General features: G+C 68.8%; 17 protein-coding genes. 8 read left to right on the forward strand and 9 right to left on the reverse strand.

Annotated elements, in window-relative coordinates; translation table 11 throughout:
- Positions 1–151: 151 nt before the first annotated feature.
- Positions 152–1159: a TRAP transporter substrate-binding protein gene (locus F1D61_RS07285; protein WP_203157205.1), complete on the reverse strand. Its 1008-nt coding sequence runs from the start codon at positions 1157–1159 to the stop codon at positions 152–154.
- Positions 1160–1333: 174 nt separating this feature from the next.
- The gene (locus tag F1D61_RS07290; protein ID WP_203157207.1) at positions 1334–2173 is read right to left on the reverse strand and encodes an FAS1-like dehydratase domain-containing protein; all 840 of its coding nucleotides are present in this window, start codon (positions 2171–2173) and stop codon (positions 1334–1336) included.
- A gap of 148 nt (positions 2174–2321) precedes the next feature.
- Here F1D61_RS07290 and F1D61_RS07295 point away from each other — a divergent pair, with 148 nt between their 5' ends.
- A complete protein-coding gene (locus F1D61_RS07295) occupies positions 2322–4352 on the forward strand; it encodes an elongation factor G (protein ID WP_203157209.1) in 2031 nt (676 codons plus the stop codon).
- An 18-nt stretch (positions 4353–4370) separates the two neighbouring features.
- Here the strand turns inward: F1D61_RS07295 and F1D61_RS07300 are convergent, their stop codons facing one another.
- Entirely contained in the window at positions 4371–4940 is a 570-nt protein-coding gene (locus F1D61_RS07300) for a type 1 glutamine amidotransferase domain-containing protein (RefSeq protein WP_203157211.1), read from the reverse strand.
- A gap of 137 nt (positions 4941–5077) precedes the next feature.
- Here F1D61_RS07300 and F1D61_RS07305 point away from each other — a divergent pair, with 137 nt between their 5' ends.
- Positions 5078–5293, forward strand: coding sequence for a hypothetical protein (locus F1D61_RS07305; protein ID WP_203157213.1), 216 nt, complete (start codon positions 5078–5080; stop codon positions 5291–5293).
- Between the two features lie 73 nt (positions 5294–5366).
- Here the strand turns inward: F1D61_RS07305 and F1D61_RS07310 are convergent, their stop codons facing one another.
- Positions 5367–5753 (reverse strand): hypothetical protein, encoded by a 387-nt coding sequence (locus F1D61_RS07310; protein WP_203157215.1) that lies wholly within the window; start codon positions 5751–5753, stop codon positions 5367–5369.
- 170 nt (positions 5754–5923) lie between these two features.
- On the opposite strand from F1D61_RS07310, the gene F1D61_RS07315 reads away from it, so the two are divergent.
- The 6 genes from F1D61_RS07315 to ugpA all read left to right on the forward strand — a co-directional run bounded on the left by F1D61_RS07315 (position 5924) and on the right by ugpA (position 9971).
- Entirely contained in the window at positions 5924–6274 is a 351-nt protein-coding gene (locus tag F1D61_RS07315; RefSeq protein WP_203157217.1) for a DUF6496 domain-containing protein, read from the forward strand.
- A 37-nt stretch (positions 6275–6311) separates the two neighbouring features.
- Positions 6312–6512 carry a hypothetical protein gene (locus F1D61_RS07320; RefSeq protein ID WP_203157219.1) on the forward strand — a complete coding sequence of 67 codons (201 nt, stop codon included), beginning with the start codon at positions 6312–6314 and terminating at the stop codon, positions 6510–6512.
- 242 nt (positions 6513–6754) lie between these two features.
- On the forward strand, positions 6755–6967 hold the full coding sequence (locus F1D61_RS07325; protein WP_060846239.1) for a cold-shock protein: 213 nt from the start codon (positions 6755–6757) through the stop codon (positions 6965–6967).
- 184 nt (positions 6968–7151) lie between these two features.
- Complete coding sequence (locus F1D61_RS07330; protein ID WP_203157221.1) at positions 7152–7376, forward strand: AsnC family transcriptional regulator; 225 nt, start codon at positions 7152–7154, stop codon at positions 7374–7376.
- A gap of 386 nt (positions 7377–7762) precedes the next feature.
- Complete coding sequence (ugpB, locus tag F1D61_RS07335) at positions 7763–9082, forward strand: sn-glycerol-3-phosphate ABC transporter substrate-binding protein UgpB (protein ID WP_203157224.1); 1320 nt, start codon at positions 7763–7765, stop codon at positions 9080–9082.
- Positions 9083–9086: 4 nt separating this feature from the next.
- Positions 9087–9971 carry a sn-glycerol-3-phosphate ABC transporter permease UgpA gene (gene ugpA / locus F1D61_RS07340; RefSeq protein ID WP_203157226.1) on the forward strand — a complete coding sequence of 295 codons (885 nt, stop codon included), beginning with the start codon at positions 9087–9089 and terminating at the stop codon, positions 9969–9971.
- A gap of 324 nt (positions 9972–10295) precedes the next feature.
- Here the strand turns inward: ugpA and F1D61_RS07345 are convergent, their stop codons facing one another.
- The 5 genes from F1D61_RS07345 to cyoA all read right to left on the reverse strand — a co-directional run bounded on the left by F1D61_RS07345 (position 10296) and on the right by cyoA (position 15277).
- Positions 10296–11018: an SURF1 family protein gene (locus tag F1D61_RS07345; RefSeq protein WP_203158962.1), complete on the reverse strand. Its 723-nt coding sequence runs from the start codon at positions 11016–11018 to the stop codon at positions 10296–10298.
- Positions 11019–11038: 20 nt separating this feature from the next.
- Positions 11039–11434 carry a cytochrome o ubiquinol oxidase subunit IV gene (gene cyoD, locus F1D61_RS07350; RefSeq protein WP_203157228.1) on the reverse strand — a complete coding sequence of 132 codons (396 nt, stop codon included), beginning with the start codon at positions 11432–11434 and terminating at the stop codon, positions 11039–11041.
- On the reverse strand, positions 11431–12063 hold the full coding sequence (gene cyoC, locus F1D61_RS07355; protein WP_203157230.1) for a cytochrome o ubiquinol oxidase subunit III: 633 nt from the start codon (positions 12061–12063) through the stop codon (positions 11431–11433). Before cyoC ends, cyoD begins: the two co-directional genes overlap by 4 nt.
- 10 nt (positions 12064–12073) lie before the next feature.
- Positions 12074–14101: a cytochrome o ubiquinol oxidase subunit I gene (gene cyoB / locus F1D61_RS07360; RefSeq protein WP_203157232.1), complete on the reverse strand. Its 2028-nt coding sequence runs from the start codon at positions 14099–14101 to the stop codon at positions 12074–12076.
- A 132-nt stretch (positions 14102–14233) separates the two neighbouring features.
- Entirely contained in the window at positions 14234–15277 is a 1044-nt protein-coding gene (cyoA, locus tag F1D61_RS07365) for a ubiquinol oxidase subunit II (RefSeq protein WP_432443222.1), read from the reverse strand.
- Positions 15278–15301: the final 24 nt, after the last annotated feature.

The following is a 15301-nucleotide window of genomic DNA, read 5'->3' on the forward strand; positions in this document are numbered from 1 at the left end:
GTCCACGACATCGAGCGATGGTTGTACCGTTTCCCGGCAAAGCATCGTCGCGATCAGTCGCCCGTCGCGATGGCGGCGGCGCATGAAAAAGCCCCGCCGTCGATTCCTCGACGGCGGGGCGCGATCACCCGGAAAAGCCGGTGGAACGGTTCTACTGCGTCCCGCCCTTGGCCTCCTTCTGGAATTCCTCGATCACGTCCTTGCCGACGCGCTTGGCCATGTCGGCGGTGACCGGCTCGAGCGCCGCCTTCCAGGCCGCCTTCTCGTCCGCGGTCAACGTGATGAAGGTGGTCTTGCCCGACTTCTTCATCTCGTCGAGGGCGTCGGCATTGTCCTTGTCGGCGACCTGGTTGGCGTAGGTGGTCGCCTCCGTCATCGCCTTGTCGAGCTCGGTGCGGATCTCGGCCGGCAGCCCGTCCCAGAACTTCTTGTTGGTGATCACCGCGTAGCCGATATAGCCGTGATCGGACAGGGTGATGTATTTCTGCACCTCGTGGTGCTTCTGGGTGAACATGTTCGAGGGCGTGTTCTCCGAGCCGTCGACCACGCCGGTCTGCATGCCCTGGTAGACCTCCGAGAAGGCCATCACTTGCGGGATCGCGCCGAGCGCGCGGAACTGCGCCTCCAGCACCTTCGAGGACTGGATCCGCATCTTCAGGCCGCGGAAATCCGCCGGCATCCGCAGCGGCTTGTTGGCGCTCATCACCTTGAAGCCGTTGTCCCAGTAGGCGAGCCCGGTGATGCCCTTCGATTGCAGCTTGTCGAACAGCCGCTTGCCGAGCGCTCCGTCGGTGACCCGGCGCAGGGCCGCCTTGTCGGGCAGGATGTAGGGCAGGTCGAAGACCTCGAATTCCTTGGCGCCGAGCGGCCCGAACTTCGCCAGCGACGGCGCCAGCATCTGCACCGCGCCGAGCTGCAGCGCCTCGACCTCCTCCTTGTCCTTGAACAATTGGGAGTTCGGGTAGACCTCGACCTTGACCTTGCCGTTGGTGTACTTCTCCGCCAGTTCCTTGAACTTGTCGGCACCGCGGCCCTTCGGTGTGTCCGGCGCAACGACGTGGCTGAACTTGATCACGATCGGCGCCTGCGCCAGGGCCGCCCCCGACAGGAGCAGCAGGGCGGTGCCGCTGGCAAGCGCGCGGCGGGTCAGACTCAGCATGGCGTTTCCTCGTCGTTGTCTGGTTTGTTGCGAAGCTGACAGTTCGGACCCGGCGGCGCAATGCGCCGATCGCCTAACCCCCGGCCTTGCGCCTCCATCCTAGCCCTCGGCCTCCGCCTCCATCCTAGCCCTCGGCCTCCGCCTCCATCCTAGCCCTCGGCCTCCGCCTCCATCCTAGCCCTCGGCCTCCGCCTCCATGTGGACGGTGCCGCCGACGGCCGTCCAGGCGTGGAACGCCTCGCCCTCGCGCCGGCCCGCCACGGCGAAGCGCGATCCGGCGATCATCGGCGCGACGCCGCGGTAGCGGAACCGGGCCGGCACCCGGCCGAGGCGCGCGGCCGCGAGGTTGAGGAGCAGGCTCGCCTGCATCGGCCCATGCACGACGAGGCCGGCATAGCCCTCGACCCGCGTCGCGTAGGGGTGGTCGTAGTGGAAGCGGTGGCCGTTGAAGGTCATGGCCGAGTAGCGGAACAGCAGCACCGGATCGGCCTCGACCGACCACGCGGCGTCATCCTCCGCCGGGGCGGGTTTGGGCGGCGGGGCGGCATCGCCCGGCCGGCTCGCCTCGCGATAGACGATGTCCTGCCGGTCGCGGATCGCCAGACCCCGCTCGGTCTCGTAATCGTGCCGCACGGTGACGAAGCAGAGCGTGCCGGTGCGCCCGACCTTCACCGCCACGTCCGAAACGGTCTCGCGCCGCACCACCCGGTCGCCGATGCGCAACGGGGCCAGGGTCTCGACCTCGCCGCCGGCCCACATCCGCCGCGGCAGCGGCACCGGCGGCAGGAACCCGCCCTTCGCCGCGTGGCCGTCGGGCCCGAGCGAACCGGCGGCCGGGGTCTCGGGGCCGAGGCACCAGTGGAGCGCCAGCGGCGCCTCGCCCTCCCCTGCCGGGGCGAGGTGGGGCGCCAGCGTCGCCCGGTACTCGGCCACGAGGCGCGGCGTCACGATGTCCTCGACCTCCCGGGTGCGGCCGATCCAGCCGCGAAGATGGTCGATGTCGATCTCGGGCATCCGGCCGTCCCCTCGTCGTCGCCCGCATCCAGCCGGGCCGTCCGCGCCTATATCGGCTTCTCTTCGCGCCTGCACACCTGCCACCTGGACCGAGCTGCAAGCCGGTGCTTAACTTCCTGTCAACAAAGATGAACGTGGGAGACGCCCCGTGGCTGCGCAGCACAGGTGCATCGCGATCGTCGGTCCGTTCCAGAGCGGCAAGACCGCCCTGCTCGAGGCCCTCCTCCATCGCGCCGGCACGATCGACCGGCCCGGGCGCGTCGGCGCCCGGATCGGCGACACCTCGCCCGAGGCGCGGGCGCACGGCATGAGCGTCGAGCCCGCCTTCGCCACCGCGCGCTTCCTGGGCGAGGCCTTCACCTTCGTCGATTGTCCGGGCTCGATCGAGTTCGCGCACGACCTGCGGGCGGTGCTGCCGGCCTGCGACGCCGCGGTCGTGGTCTGCGAGGCCGACGAGCGCAAGCTGCCGGCCCTGGAACTGTGCCTGCGCGAGCTCGAGACCGCCGGCATCCCGCGCCTCCTGTTCATCAACAAGGCCGAGACCGCGCCGGGCAGCCTGCGCGATGCGCTCGCCCTGCTCCAGCCCGCCTCGCGGGTGCCGCTCCTCCTGCGCCAGATCCCCCTGATGGAGGGCGAGGCGGCGGTCGGCTTCATCGATCTCGCGCTGGAGCGCGCCTTCATCTGGCGCGAGCAGGCCCCGAGCGAGGTGGTGGCCCTGCCCGACGGCGAGCTGCCGCGGGAGAAGGCCGAGCGCTACACCATGCTGGAGCGCCTGGCCGACCACGACGACGCGCTCATGGAAGACCTGATCGCCGAGGTGGAGCCGCAGGCCGACCGGGTCTTTTCCGATCTCGCGAGCGAGCTGCGCCGGGGCCAGGTGGTCTCGGTGCTGTTCGGCTCGGCCGAGCACGGGCATGGCATCACCCGCCTGTTGAAGGCACTGCGGCACGAGGCGCCGGGCCTCGCCGAGACCCGGGCGCGCCTCGGCGTGGCGGACGAGGGCGCGCCGCTCGTCCAGGTGATGAAGACCCTGCATACCGGCTTTGGCGGCAAGCTCTCGGTCGGCCGGGTGCTGCGCGGGGCGATCCGCGAGGGCGAGGCGGTGACGGGGTCGGGCGGCGGCACCGCCCGGGTGGCGGCGCTGACCCAGCTAGCGGGCGCCACGGGCCACCGGGTGCCGGAGGCGCAGGCGGGCGAGGTCGCGGGATTCGCCAAGCTCGATTGCGTCGCCACCGCCGAGACCCTGGCGACCGGGGCCGCGGCGCCGGAGGCCCTGGCCGAGTTGACGGCGCCGGACCCGGTCCACGCCCTGGCGCTCAGGGTGCGCGACCGCAAGGACGACGTGCGGCTCTCGGCGGCGCTGACCAAGCTCGCCGAGGAGGACCCGGCGCTCATCGTCGAGCACCGTGCCGAACTCGGCGACCTGCGCCTGTCGGGCCAGGGCGAGATGCACCTGCGGGTCGCGGTGGAGCGCCTGGGGTCGCGCTTCGGCATCGGGGTCGAGACCGAACCGGCACGGGTGGCCTATCGCGAGACGATCCGCGGGCCCGCCGAGGCGCGGGCGCGGCACAAGAAGCAGACCGGCGGCCACGGCCAGTTCGCCGACGTGGCGCTCGCGGTGCGGCCGCTGCCCCGGGGCGAGGGGTTCGTCTTCGAGGACGAGGTGGTGGGCGGCGCGGTGCCGCGCCAGTACGTCGCCTCGGTCGAGGCCGGGGCCCGGGCCTTCACCGCGAGGGGGCCGCTCGGCTTCCCGGTGGTCGACCTCGCGGTGACGCTCAGGGACGGCGCCGCCCACGCGGTCGATTCGTCGGACGCCGCCTTCCAGGCCGCGACCCGCCTGGCGCTGGAGGAGGCCCTCGCCAAGGCCGGGCCGGTGCTGCTGGAGCCGGTCCTGGCGGTGTCGATGGCGGTGCCGAGCGGCGCCACCGCCAAGGCCACCGGCCTCGTCACCGCCCGCCGCGGCCAGATCCTCGGCTTCGACGCCCGGCCCGGCTGGTCGGGCTGGGACGTCGTCGAGGCCCTGATCCCGGAGGCCGAGATGACCGACCTGATCGTCGAGCTGCGCTCGGCCACCGCCGGGGTCGGCACCTTCACCACCCGCTTCGATCACCGGGCCGAGCTGACGGGCCGCCCCGCCGACGCGGTGCTGGCGTGCCAGCCGGTGCGCAAGGCGGGGTGAGAAGCGGGAGGCTCCGGGTCACGCCGCCCGGTCGTGGCGGCCCTCCTGGACCTCCTCGATGATCTTGGCCGAGAAGGCGTCGAGGTCGCCCGGGTTGCGGCTGGTCACGATGCCCTTGTCGGTGACCACGGGCAGGTCGTGCCACTCGGCGCCGGCATTGATCACGTCGGTCTTGATCGAGGCGTAGGACGTCATCTTGCGGCCCTTGGCGGCGCCGACCTCGACCAGCAGCCAGGGCGCGTGGCAGATCGCGGCGACGACCTTGCCGCTCGCCAGGAAGCTGCGCAGGATCTCCAGGGCCTTCGGCTCCAGGCGCAGCTTGTCCGGGTTGATCTGGCCGCCGGGCAGCACCAGGGCGTCGTAGGCCGAGGCGTCGATGCTCTCGATGTCGGCATCCACCGCCACCGGGCGGCCCCAGTCGGTCTCGTCCCAGCCGCGGATGCTGTCCGGCTTCTGGCGCGATTGCGGGGCGGCCACCGTCACCTGCGCGCCGGCTTCCGCGAGCTTGGCCTTCGGCACCTCGAGCTCGGATTGCTCGAAGCCGTCGGTCGCCATGATGAGGATTTTGGCCTGGGTGATGCTCGGCATCGGATCTTACTCCAAGGGGGTTTTGTGCCCTGGCAACGACCCGGGGTCGGGCCGGTTCCGACGCCCTGCCGCGACGGAACTGCCGCCGGCCCGGCGGTTTAAACCCCCATACCCCACCCCGAAGAGGAGGCACGACCATGGCCAATCCCGGTCTTCCCGAGCCGACCCCAGGCGGCGGCATCCCGGGCGACATCCCACCGCCGGTCGCCCCCGACGAACTGCCCGATACCGGCCCGACCGGGCCGCGCTCGCCCTACCCGGTCAACGACCCGGGGATCACCGATCCGACCGGGCCCGGCTCCGAGCCGGATTACCTGCCGGGCGGCCCGACCAATCCGGGCACGCGTTTCTAACGACGAAGGGCGCCCCGAGGGGCGCCCTTTTCGTGTCGATCGCGACTCCTGTCGATCGAGACCTCTGGATCGCTCAATGCCCGCCATGCGAGCTGCGCACGTCGCGCGGGGCGTTCAGGATCTCGTTGAGGGAGGTGGCGACGTGCCGGGCCTCCTCGTCGGTGAGGCGGAGCTGGAACGGCGGCAGGCCGCCGGCCTGGAGCGCGACCACAGCCTGGCCCTGCTCGTCGGTGCCGACCTCGATCGCCGGCGAGGTCACGTCCAGCAGCGCCGCGTCCTCGTCGCCGAGATCGTCCGCCTCGGCCTCGTCCGGTTCGTGCATCACCGTGAGGAGCTGGCCCACCGCGCGCACGAGGGCGCGGGCCGCGCTCGCATCCATGATGACCGCGGTGGCCTGGTCGTCCTTCTGGAACGAGAGTTGGATGTTGGAACCTTCGAGGGAAACCGAGATACCCGCCATGGAGCGTCCGACACTGTACGATGTCGTCGGTATATGGGAGCAATCCGCCGGACGCGACAGGGGAATTCCACGCAGGCCCGGGCTGCGCGACCCGAAACGCCTCAAGCCCGTCGACGTTGATCCCCCGTGAACGGGGCGCCCGGGCGCCCGCGAGCGAGAGGGACGACGCCATGGCCTCCCCCAAGTCCACCCACAGGACCACTCACAAGACCACGGACGCCCAGAAGGGCACGATCGCCCGGGTGATGCACGAGTTCAAGGAGGGCGAACTGGAGCGCAGCGACGGCGAGCCGGTGACCGACCGGCGCCAGGCCATCGCTATCGCGTTGCGCGAGGCCGGCGCCTCCAACCAGGAGAGCCCGTCCGAGAACCGGACGAATTTCCGCCGCACCCGCGCCAAGGAGCGCGACACGCGGTCCCATGCGACCCGCGCCGCCCTCTACGACGAGGCGAAGCGCCGCGACATCAAGGGCCGCTCGCGCATGAGCCGGGACGAACTGGAGCGGGCCCTCAACCGTTGAGCGGGCCCATCGACAGAGAATCCCGGAAGGAAGCCCCATGAGCTCGAAGCAGCCGAAGACCACGACGCCGACCGATGCCGACCTGAAGGGAAATCCCGGAATCGGTACCTCGAAGGGCATGACCGGCGGCGATCCCCAGGACCTCGCCGGCGCCAACACCGACGAGGGCGACGTGGCCAACGACACCACGCCCGAGGGCGGGATCGACCCCAACCAGCGCGGGCGCAGCCATCCCTGATCGCACCCCCTGACCGCATGCCGCGCAACGATCGGGACACCCTGCCTTGTTCCGGACAGAGTGAGATCCTAAATAGGGATCAGCGGCAACGGGCGGGTGGCTCCGGGCGATCGAGCCCCGCATGGGCTCCATGGGCCCCGCGAAGACGAGCCACCTCCCGAAATACTTGGCGCCGTCGCGCCGCGTTGCCCTCGCTGTCGAGGGTGGCCCGCTGCGACTTCTAACGAGACGAGGACGACCGCGTGAATACTGGTACTGTCAAGTGGTTCAACGACCAGAAGGGCTTCGGCTTCATCCAGCCGGATGATGGCGGCAAGGACGTTTTCGTCCACATCTCCGCGGTGGAGCGGGCTGGCCTGCGCGGCCTCGTCGAGGGCCAGAAGGTCTCCTACGAGCTGCAGGCCGACCGGCGCGACAGCTCGAAGATGTCGGCCGTGAACCTGCAGGTCGCCTAAGGGCGCCTCTCGGCCCGGGTTTACGTGATCTTAACGATAATCCCGTTAAGGTTACGGAACCTCGGCCGTACTGGAGCGTTATGAGTCCGCGGACTCGTCGCATGCTCCGCTGGCGGCCACATGGCCGCCTGCCACGCACAGTCGCTCCCCCGCGGAGCGCCGCAAAGATAGAAGAAAAGACATCATGTTGTTTGAATTTACCCGGCGCGACGGCGCGCCTTCCGCCTTCAATGGCTCTACCTTCCACGTCGACCAGATCAGCCGTTTCGGCGAGGGCAAGAACCCGATCGACGTGAGTCACCTGATCGACAAGAGCTACGGCTACCACTCCTCCCGCGAGCTGCGCTGGCACCTCGCCGAGCGCTTCGGCCTGACGCCGAACGCCGTGGCCGTGCGCGAAGCCCATTAAGGGTTAGCCGGTCGTCTCAAGACCGCCGTCACCGTACGAGGCGGGCCGCGCGCGAGCGCGGACCCGCCTTTGTCATGTCTGCGGCCGATGGCAGCCGGGAACCACGTTCCGCCCCGTGCGACGATGCATGACAGGATCGGCCACGCAGCGCCCCGGCCCGTCGCGCTCACGACCTCGTCATGAGGTGGTCGGGAGGACGGCTCCGGCGACGTCGCGGTCCTCGCGAACGCCCCTTGTCCCCCGGTCGCGGCTGTGCTTAGCCAGCTACTAACAAGCGCCCCGCCGCCGTAGGACGGTGCGGGCCGCGGTCACCCCCGGCGGGCCCTGTCGTCGGAGTGTCACGCGGGCCCCGCATGAGGGGCCGCACACGAGGAGACGACACCCCGATGGCCCCCACCACGACCATCCGCATCGCGCTCGCGGGCTTAGGCCTGGCGCTCGCCGCCACCCCGGCGCTCGCCGTCACCGAGCTGCAATGGTGGCACGCGATGACGGGCGCCAACAACGACGCCGTCAACCGCCTCGCCGACGAGTTCAACGCGAGCCAGGGCGACTACAAGGTCGTGCCGACCTACAAGGGCAATTACGGCGAGACGCTGAATGCCGGCATCGCCGCCTTCCGCGCCGGCACCGCACCGCACATCATGCAGGTGTTCGAGGTCGGCACCGCCACGATGATGTCGGCCAAGGGCGCGATCAAGCCGGTCTACCAGCTGATGAAGGATGCCGGCGAGCCGTTCGACCCGAACGCCTACCTGCCGGCGATCACCGGCTACTACTCGACGACCAAGGGCGAGATGCTCTCGTTCCCGTTCAACTCGTCGTCGATGGTGATGTGGGTCAACACCGACGCGCTGAAGTCGATCGGCCTCTCGGAGCCGCCGAAGACCTGGCCGGACCTGTTCGCCGCGGCCAAGAAGCTGACGCAGAACGGCTTCCCGAATTGCGGCTTCTCGACCACCTGGGTCACCTGGCTCAACATCGAGCAGCTCTCGGCCTGGCACAACGTCCCCGTCGCCACCAAGGCCAACGGCATGGACGGCCTCGACACCACGCTCGAGATCAACGGGCCGCTCCAGGTCAAGCACCTCGGCAACCTGGCCGAGGCGCAGAAGGACAAGACCTTCGATTACTCCGGCCGCTACGACAGCGGCTTCGGCCGCTTCACCGCCGGCGAATGCCCGATCATGTTCGGCTCGTCCGGCTCCTACGGCAACGTCAAGGGCGCGGCCAAGTTCGCCTGGGCCTCGGCGCCGATGCCCTACTATCCCGACATGCCGGGCGCGCCGCAGAACAGCATCATCGGCGGCGCCTCCTTGTGGGTGATGGGCGGCAAGAAGCCCGACGAGTACAAGGGCGTGGCGAAGTTCTTCGCCTTCCTGTCCGACACCGACCGGCAGGCCAAGCTCCACCAGACCACCGGCTACATGCCGATCACCAAGGCGGCCTACGAGAAGTCGAAGGCGGACGGCTTCTACGCCAAGAACCCGGCGCTCGAGACGCCGATCAAGGAGCTGACCAACAAGCCGCCGACCGAGAATTCCCGCGGCCTGCGTCTCGGCAACCTGCCGCAGATGCGCGACCTGTGGGCCGAGGAGATCGAGGCGACACTGGCCGGCAAGAAGACCGCCAAGCAGGCCCTCGACGAGGCGGCGACCCGCGGCAACGCGATGCTGCGCCAGTTCGAGAAGCAGGCCGGACGGTAATACCATGGGACCCGAACGCATCACCTTCGGAGGCCGGCTGCTGCCGGCGGCGCTGATCGCGCCGCAGCTCCTCATCGTCGGCCTGTTCTTCTACTGGCCGGCCGTGCAGGCGGTCTGGCAGTCGTTCCAGATGCAGGACGCGTTCGGGCTCTCGACGGAGTTCGTCTGGTTCGACAATTACCGGGCCCTGTTCGCGGACCCGGCCTATTACCAGGCCCTCGTCACCACGCTGGTCTTCGCCGCGGCGGTGGCGGGGCTGTCCTTGAGCTTCGCGCTGCTGCTCGCCGTGATGGCCGACCGGGAGATCCGGGGCTCCGGGATCTACCGCACCCTCTTGATCTGGCCCTATGCCGTGGCGCCCGCCGTGGCGGGCGTGCTGTTCGGCTTCCTGTTCCAGCCCGGCCTCGGGCTGATCGCCCGCGGCCTCAACGGGATCGGCATCCCGTGGAACCCGCTGCTCGACGGGAACCACGCCATGATCCTGGTGGTGATGGCGGCGGCCTGGAAGCAGGTCTCGTATAATTTCCTGTTCTTCCTCGCCGGCCTCCAGGCGATCCCCGGCAGCGTGATTGAGGCGGCGGCGATCGACGGCGCGGGTCCTGCGCGGCGGTTCTGGACCATCGTCTTCCCGCTGCTCTCGCCGACCACGTTCTTCCTGATGGTCGTCAACGTCGTCTACGCCTTCTGCGAGACGTTCGGCGTCATCGACGTGCTCACCCATGGCGGCCCGGGCCGGGCGACCCAGACCCTCGTCTACAAGGTCTACCAGGACGGCCGCATCGGCGCCGATCTCGGCGGCTCGGCGGCGCAGTCGGTGGTGCTGATGGCGATCGTGATCGGGCTGACGGCGATCCAGTTCCGGTATGTCGAGAAGCGGGTGGCGTATTGAGGGGGTGAAGGGGGGCCTCCAATTCACGCTCCCGAGCCGAAGCCCTGCCCGCATCGCACTCCCCCGACACCCCTCGAGCAGGTACACGGCAGGACCGTTCACGTGCGGCTCCCGGCTCTTCCCCACACGCGACCTCATCCTGAGGTGCGAACGAAGTGAGCCTCGAAGGAGGGCTCCAGGTCGCAGCGAGGCATCTGGAGCCCTCCTTCGAGGTCAGTCGATCTTTGATCGACTAACACCTCAGGATGAGGTCGCGGGTCGGAAAGAACTGGAGTTGAAGACAGCGCCGGCCTGTCTCGTGGGTCGTGAGATGAAAGCAATCTCTCACCCCATCCCCGGCTCCCGCAGCAGCCGGTACACGGCATAGCCCGACAACAGGGCGAGCCCGAACCAGGTCAGCGCATAGACCAAGTGGCTGTTGTGGAACGCCACCACGGTGAGCCCGCCCACCGGCCGGCCCGGCCCGTTGCCGGAGGCATCCGCGTCGATGAAGTAGGGCGCCACCGGGCCCAAGTTCCGCGCCGCCGCGATCGCCGCGACATCGCGCGAATACCAGCGGTCATGGGCCGGATCGTTGCTGCGCAGGAAGCCGCCGCCGGGCTCAGGCAGGCGCAGGAGGCCCGTCACCGTCACGCTCCCCTCCCCGGCCGAGCCCTGCCAGTCGGGAGGCACGAAGCCGCGATTGATCAGGATCGTGTCGCCGGATGCGGTGACGAGGGGCACGAGGAGCCAGGAGCCGGCGCCCTTCTCGGTCACCGCCATCGTGCGGATTGCCCGGTCGGGCAGGAAGCGGCCGGTCGCCGTGACGCGGCGATACTTGTCGGCCTCGCGAGAAATCCTGGGCCAGTCGGCCCGGTCGGGCGCCGGGACGGGGGCCGCGGCGAGCCGCGCCTCGACCCGGGCGATGAGGTCGAGCTTCCAGGCCCGGCGCTCGACCTGCCAGATGCCGAGGGCGAGGAACAGGACCGTCGCCAGGAGCGAGAGCCCGAGCAGGAGGAGGCGCTTGGGCCTTGAGGAGGACCGGGGCGCAACCGCCCCGGCCGGCATCGGACGATCGTCGGGCACCGTCACGGCATGGTGCGCATGTCGCCCGGCGACATCGGCATCATGTTGGCGTTGAGGTGGTACATCACCCAGAGCGAGCCCGAGAGCGCGATCACCACCAGCACGACGGTGAAGATCAGCGCCATCATGGTCCAGCCGCCTTCCGAGCGCGCGTTCATGTGCAGGAAGTAGACCATGTGGACCACGATCTGCGCCACCGCGAAGGCCATGATGACGAACGAGGTCACCCGCGGGTCGGTGAAGACCCCGGCCATCACCAGCCAGAACGGGATCGCCGTCAGGATCACCGACAGGACGAAGCCGGTGATGTATTCCCTCCGGCTGCCGTGGCCGGCCTCGTGGTGGTCGTGGACGACCTCGACGTGGACATCGTCGGAGACGGGAGCGCGGGCGCTCATTTCAGGGACCCCATCAGGTAGACGAAGGTGAAGACGCCGATCCAGATCACGTCGAGGAAGTGCCAGAACATGCTCAGGCACATCAGCCGACGCTTGTTGGCCGGGATCAGGCCGCGCTGGTGCACCTGCACCATCAGGGTCACGAGCCAGATCAACCCGAAGGTGACGTGCAGGCCGTGCGTCCCCACCAGGGTGAAGAACGAGGACAGGAAGGCGCTGCGCTGGGGCGTGGCGCCCTCGTGGATCAGGTGGGCGAACTCGTAGAGCTCGAGGCCGATGAAGCAGAGGCCGAAGGCCCCGGTGATCGCGAGCCACCGTTGCGTCATCCGCTGGTCGCCCTTCTCCATCTCCAGCATGGCGAAGCCATAGGTGATGGAGGAGAACAGCAGCATGGAGGTGTTCACCGCCACGAGCTTGAGGTCGAACAGGTCCGCCCCGGACGGACCCGCCGCGTAGTTCCGGCCGAGGACGCCGTACGTCGCGAACAGGATCGCGAAGATGAGGCAGTCGCTCATCAGGTAGAGCCAGAACCCGAGCATGGTCCCGCCCTCGGCGTGGCCGTGCTCGTCGTCCGTGACGTAGAAGTGCAGCTCGCCGTCATCCGCTGCGGCGTTGTGTGCGTGGGCCATGGCGGGTTCCTCAGGCCTTCACGAGAGCGAGCGTGCGGGTGCGCTCGGCCTCGGTCCGCGCGACCTCGTCGGCGGGGATGTAGAAGTCGCGGTCGTAGTTGAAGGTGTGGATGATGACCGCCGCGATCGCGCCGAAGAACGAGATCACCGCGAGCCACCAGACGTGCCAGACCATGGCGATGCCGAAGACCGTGGCGATGGCGGAGATGATCACGCCGGCGCCGGTGCTCTTGGGCATGTGGATGGCCTTGTAGCCGTCCAGCGGACGCTTGTAGCCGCGGGCCTTCATGTCCGACCAGGCGTCGCCGTCATGCACCAGGGGCGTGAAGGCGAAGTTGTAGTCGGGCGGCGGCGAGGAGGTCGCCCATTCGAGGGTGCGGCCGCCCCACGGGTCGCCGGTGAGGTCGCGCAGCTGCTCGCGCCGCAGGATGCTGACGGCGAACTGGATCAGCATCGCGGCGATGCCGCAGGCGACCAGCGCCGCGCCGAAGGCCGCGATGACGAAGAGCGGCTGGTACTCGGTCCCGCCGAACGAGCTCATCCGCCGGGTCACGCCCATCAGGCCCAGGATGTAGAGCGGCGTGAAGGCGACCCAGAAGCCGACCACCCAGCACCAGAACGAGACCTTGCCCCAGAACGGGTCGAGGCGGAAGCCGAAGGCCTTCGGCCACCAGTAGTAGATGCCGGCGAACAGGCCGAACAGCACGCCGCCGATGATCACGTTGTGGAAGTGCGCGACCAGGAACAGCGAGTTGTGCAGGATGAAGTCGGCCGGGGGCACGGCCAGCAGCACGCCGGTCATGCCGCCGATGACGAAGGTCAGCATGAAGGCCACCGTCCACATCATCGGCAGATCGAAGCGGATCCGGCCGCGATACATCGTGAACAGCCAGTTGAAGATCTTCGCGCCCGTGGGGATCGAGATGATCATCGTGGTGATGCCGAAGAACGAGTTGACGCTCGCCCCCGACCCCATGGTGAAGAAGTGGTGCAGCCAGACCAGGTAGGACAGGATGGTGATGACGACCGTGGCGTAGACCATCGAGGCGTAGCCGAACAGGCGCTTGCCGGAGAAGGTCGAGGTCACCTCGGAGAAGATGCCGAAGGCCGGCAGCACCAGGATGTAGACCTCGGGGTGACCCCAGATCCAGATCAGGTTCACGTACATCATCGGGTTGCCGCCGAGATCGTTCGTGAAGAAGTTGGTGCCGACGTAGCGGTCGAGGGTGAGCAGCGCCAGCACGGCGCCGAGCACCGGAAACGACGCCACGATCAGGATGTTGGTGCAGAGCGAGGTCCAGGTGAAGACCGGCATCTTCATCATCGACATGCCGGGCGCCCGCATCTTGACGATGGTGGCGATCAGGTTGACGCCCGAGAGCGTCGTGCCGATGCCGGCGATCTGGAGCGCCCAGATGTAGTAGTCGACGCCCACGCTCGGCGAGTAGGCGATGTTCGACAGCGGCGGATAGGCGAGCCAGCCGGTGGCCGCGAACTCGCCGATGAACAGCGACATCATCGTCAGTACGACGCCGCCGGTGGTCATCCAGAAGCTGAAGTTGTTCAGGAACGGGAAGGCGACGTCGCGCGCACCGATCTGCAGCGGCACGACGTAGTTCATCAGCCCGGTGACCAGCGGCATCGCCACGAAGAAGATCATGATCACGCCGTGGGCGGTGAAGATCTGGTCGTAGTGGTGCGGCGGCAGGAAGCCTTCGGAGCCGCCATGGGCGATGGCCTGCTGCGAGCGCATCAGCACCGCGTCGGCGAAGCCCCGCAGCAGCATGACGAGGCCCAGGACCATGTACATGATCCCGATCTTCTTGTGGTCGACGCTGGTGAACCAGTCGCGCCACAAGACGCCCCACAGCTTGTAGCGGGTGAGGAGACCGACGACGGCGAGGCCGCCGACCGCGACCGCCAGGAAGGTCACCACCACGATCGGCTCGTGGAGCGGCAGGGATTCGAGGGTGAAGCGGCCGAACAGCAGCCGCCACCAATGCGGGTAGGTGTCGATCGGGTTGGGTTCGGAATTCATGGCTCAGCCTGGAGTGCAGGTAGCGTCGTCGGGGTCCGGGCCGGCGGACCCGCACGGGGGCGGTTCCGGACGGCTCGTCGTTCCCGCGTCGGTGTCGCCGCCGGGCCGGTGACCGGCCCGGCGGAAAGCGGCTCAGTTCACGCGCGGCGTCGCGTTCGCGGCGGCCGTCTTGGAGGCGTTGCCGAGGCCGTAGGCATCGGCGGGGGTGCAGAGCGCGGTGACGAAGGTCGCCTGCTGGGTCGCCCCGGTGCCGCGGCGGACGGCCTTGTCGTAGGTCAGGCTCATGACGCTGTGCAGGCCCTCGCGGCCGCCGCCGCCGCGGGCGTCGATGGAGGCCATGTCGTGCATGCACATCTTGGCGCGGTCGACGCACATGTTGAGGATCGCGTCGTAGAGGTCGGCGTCGACGGCCTTGTAGTAGCGCACCGGCTCCTTCTCGCTCGGGCGCTCGAGCTTCAGGTAGTCGGCCCGGGTGAGGCCGCCGCCCTCCTGCTTGACCTTGTCGACCCAGGCGCTGAACGCGCCCTCGTCGACGCCCTTGAAGGTGAAGCGCATGTGCGAGAACCCGGCGCCGCTGTAGTTGGCGGAGAAGCCCTCGTAGTCGCCGGCCTTGTTGATGACGGCGTTCAACCGCGTCTGCATGCCCGGCATGGCGTAGATCTGGCCGGCGAGCGCCGGGATGAACAGCGAGTTCATCACCGAGGAGGAGGTGATGCGGAACTCGATCGGCCGGTCGACGGGGGCGGCGACCTCGTTGAGCGAGGCGACGCCCTGCTCGGGGTAGAGGAACAGCCACTTCCAGTCGAGGGCGACGACCTGGATCACCAGGGGCTTGCCCGAGACCATCGGGTCGCCCACACTCGACACGATCGGCTTTGCGGCGCTGATGCGCGTCACGGGCCGATAGGGATCGAGCAGGTGGGTGCCGAGCCAGGTCAGCGCGCCGAGCGCCACGATGATCAGCAAGGGCGCCGACCAGATCACCACCTCGAGCCCGGTCGAGTGATGGAAATCGGGATCGTAGACGGCCTTCTTGTTGCCCTCGCGATAGTGCCAGGCGAAGGCGATGGTGAGCGCCATCACCGGCACGATGATGAGGAGCATCAGCACCGTGGAGGCGATCAGCAGGTTACGCTGTTGCAGCGCCACGTCGCCCGCGGGCGAAAGCAGCACCATATTGCATCCTCCGGTCAGGAGGAT

The organism is Methylobacterium aquaticum, from assembly GCF_016804325.1.
Classification (GTDB): domain Bacteria; phylum Pseudomonadota; class Alphaproteobacteria; order Rhizobiales; family Beijerinckiaceae; genus Methylobacterium; species Methylobacterium aquaticum_C.

Coding starts and splice junctions, on each gene's coding strand:
- cyoD (WP_203157228.1), bottom strand. CDS start 11,434: ATGAGCGCCCGCGCTCCCGTCTCCGACGATGTCCACGTCGAGGTCGTC.
- F1D61_RS07300 (WP_203157211.1), bottom strand. CDS start 4,940: ATGCCGAGCATCACCCAGGCCAAAATCCTCATCATGGCGACCGACGGC.
- F1D61_RS07320 (WP_203157219.1), top strand. CDS start 6,312: ATGAGCTCGAAGCAGCCGAAGACCACGACGCCGACCGATGCCGACCTG.
- cyoA (WP_432443222.1), bottom strand. CDS start 15,277: ATGGTGCTGCTTTCGCCCGCGGGCGACGTGGCGCTGCAACAGCGTAAC.
- F1D61_RS07305 (WP_203157213.1), top strand. CDS start 5,078: ATGGCCAATCCCGGTCTTCCCGAGCCGACCCCAGGCGGCGGCATCCCG.
- cyoC (WP_203157230.1), bottom strand. CDS start 12,063: ATGGCCCACGCACACAACGCCGCAGCGGATGACGGCGAGCTGCACTTC.
- F1D61_RS07310 (WP_203157215.1), bottom strand. CDS start 5,753: ATGGCGGGTATCTCGGTTTCCCTCGAAGGTTCCAACATCCAACTCTCG.
- cyoB (WP_203157232.1), bottom strand. CDS start 14,101: ATGAATTCCGAACCCAACCCGATCGACACCTACCCGCATTGGTGGCGG.
- F1D61_RS07345 (WP_203158962.1), bottom strand. CDS start 11,018: ATGCCGGCCGGGGCGGTTGCGCCCCGGTCCTCCTCAAGGCCCAAGCGC.
- F1D61_RS07290 (WP_203157207.1), bottom strand. CDS start 2,173: ATGCCCGAGATCGACATCGACCATCTTCGCGGCTGGATCGGCCGCACC.
- ugpA (WP_203157226.1), top strand. CDS start 9,087: ATGGGACCCGAACGCATCACCTTCGGAGGCCGGCTGCTGCCGGCGGCG.
- ugpB (WP_203157224.1), top strand. CDS start 7,763: ATGGCCCCCACCACGACCATCCGCATCGCGCTCGCGGGCTTAGGCCTG.
- F1D61_RS07330 (WP_203157221.1), top strand. CDS start 7,152: ATGTTGTTTGAATTTACCCGGCGCGACGGCGCGCCTTCCGCCTTCAAT.
- F1D61_RS07315 (WP_203157217.1), top strand. CDS start 5,924: ATGGCCTCCCCCAAGTCCACCCACAGGACCACTCACAAGACCACGGAC.
- F1D61_RS07285 (WP_203157205.1), bottom strand. CDS start 1,159: ATGCTGAGTCTGACCCGCCGCGCGCTTGCCAGCGGCACCGCCCTGCTG.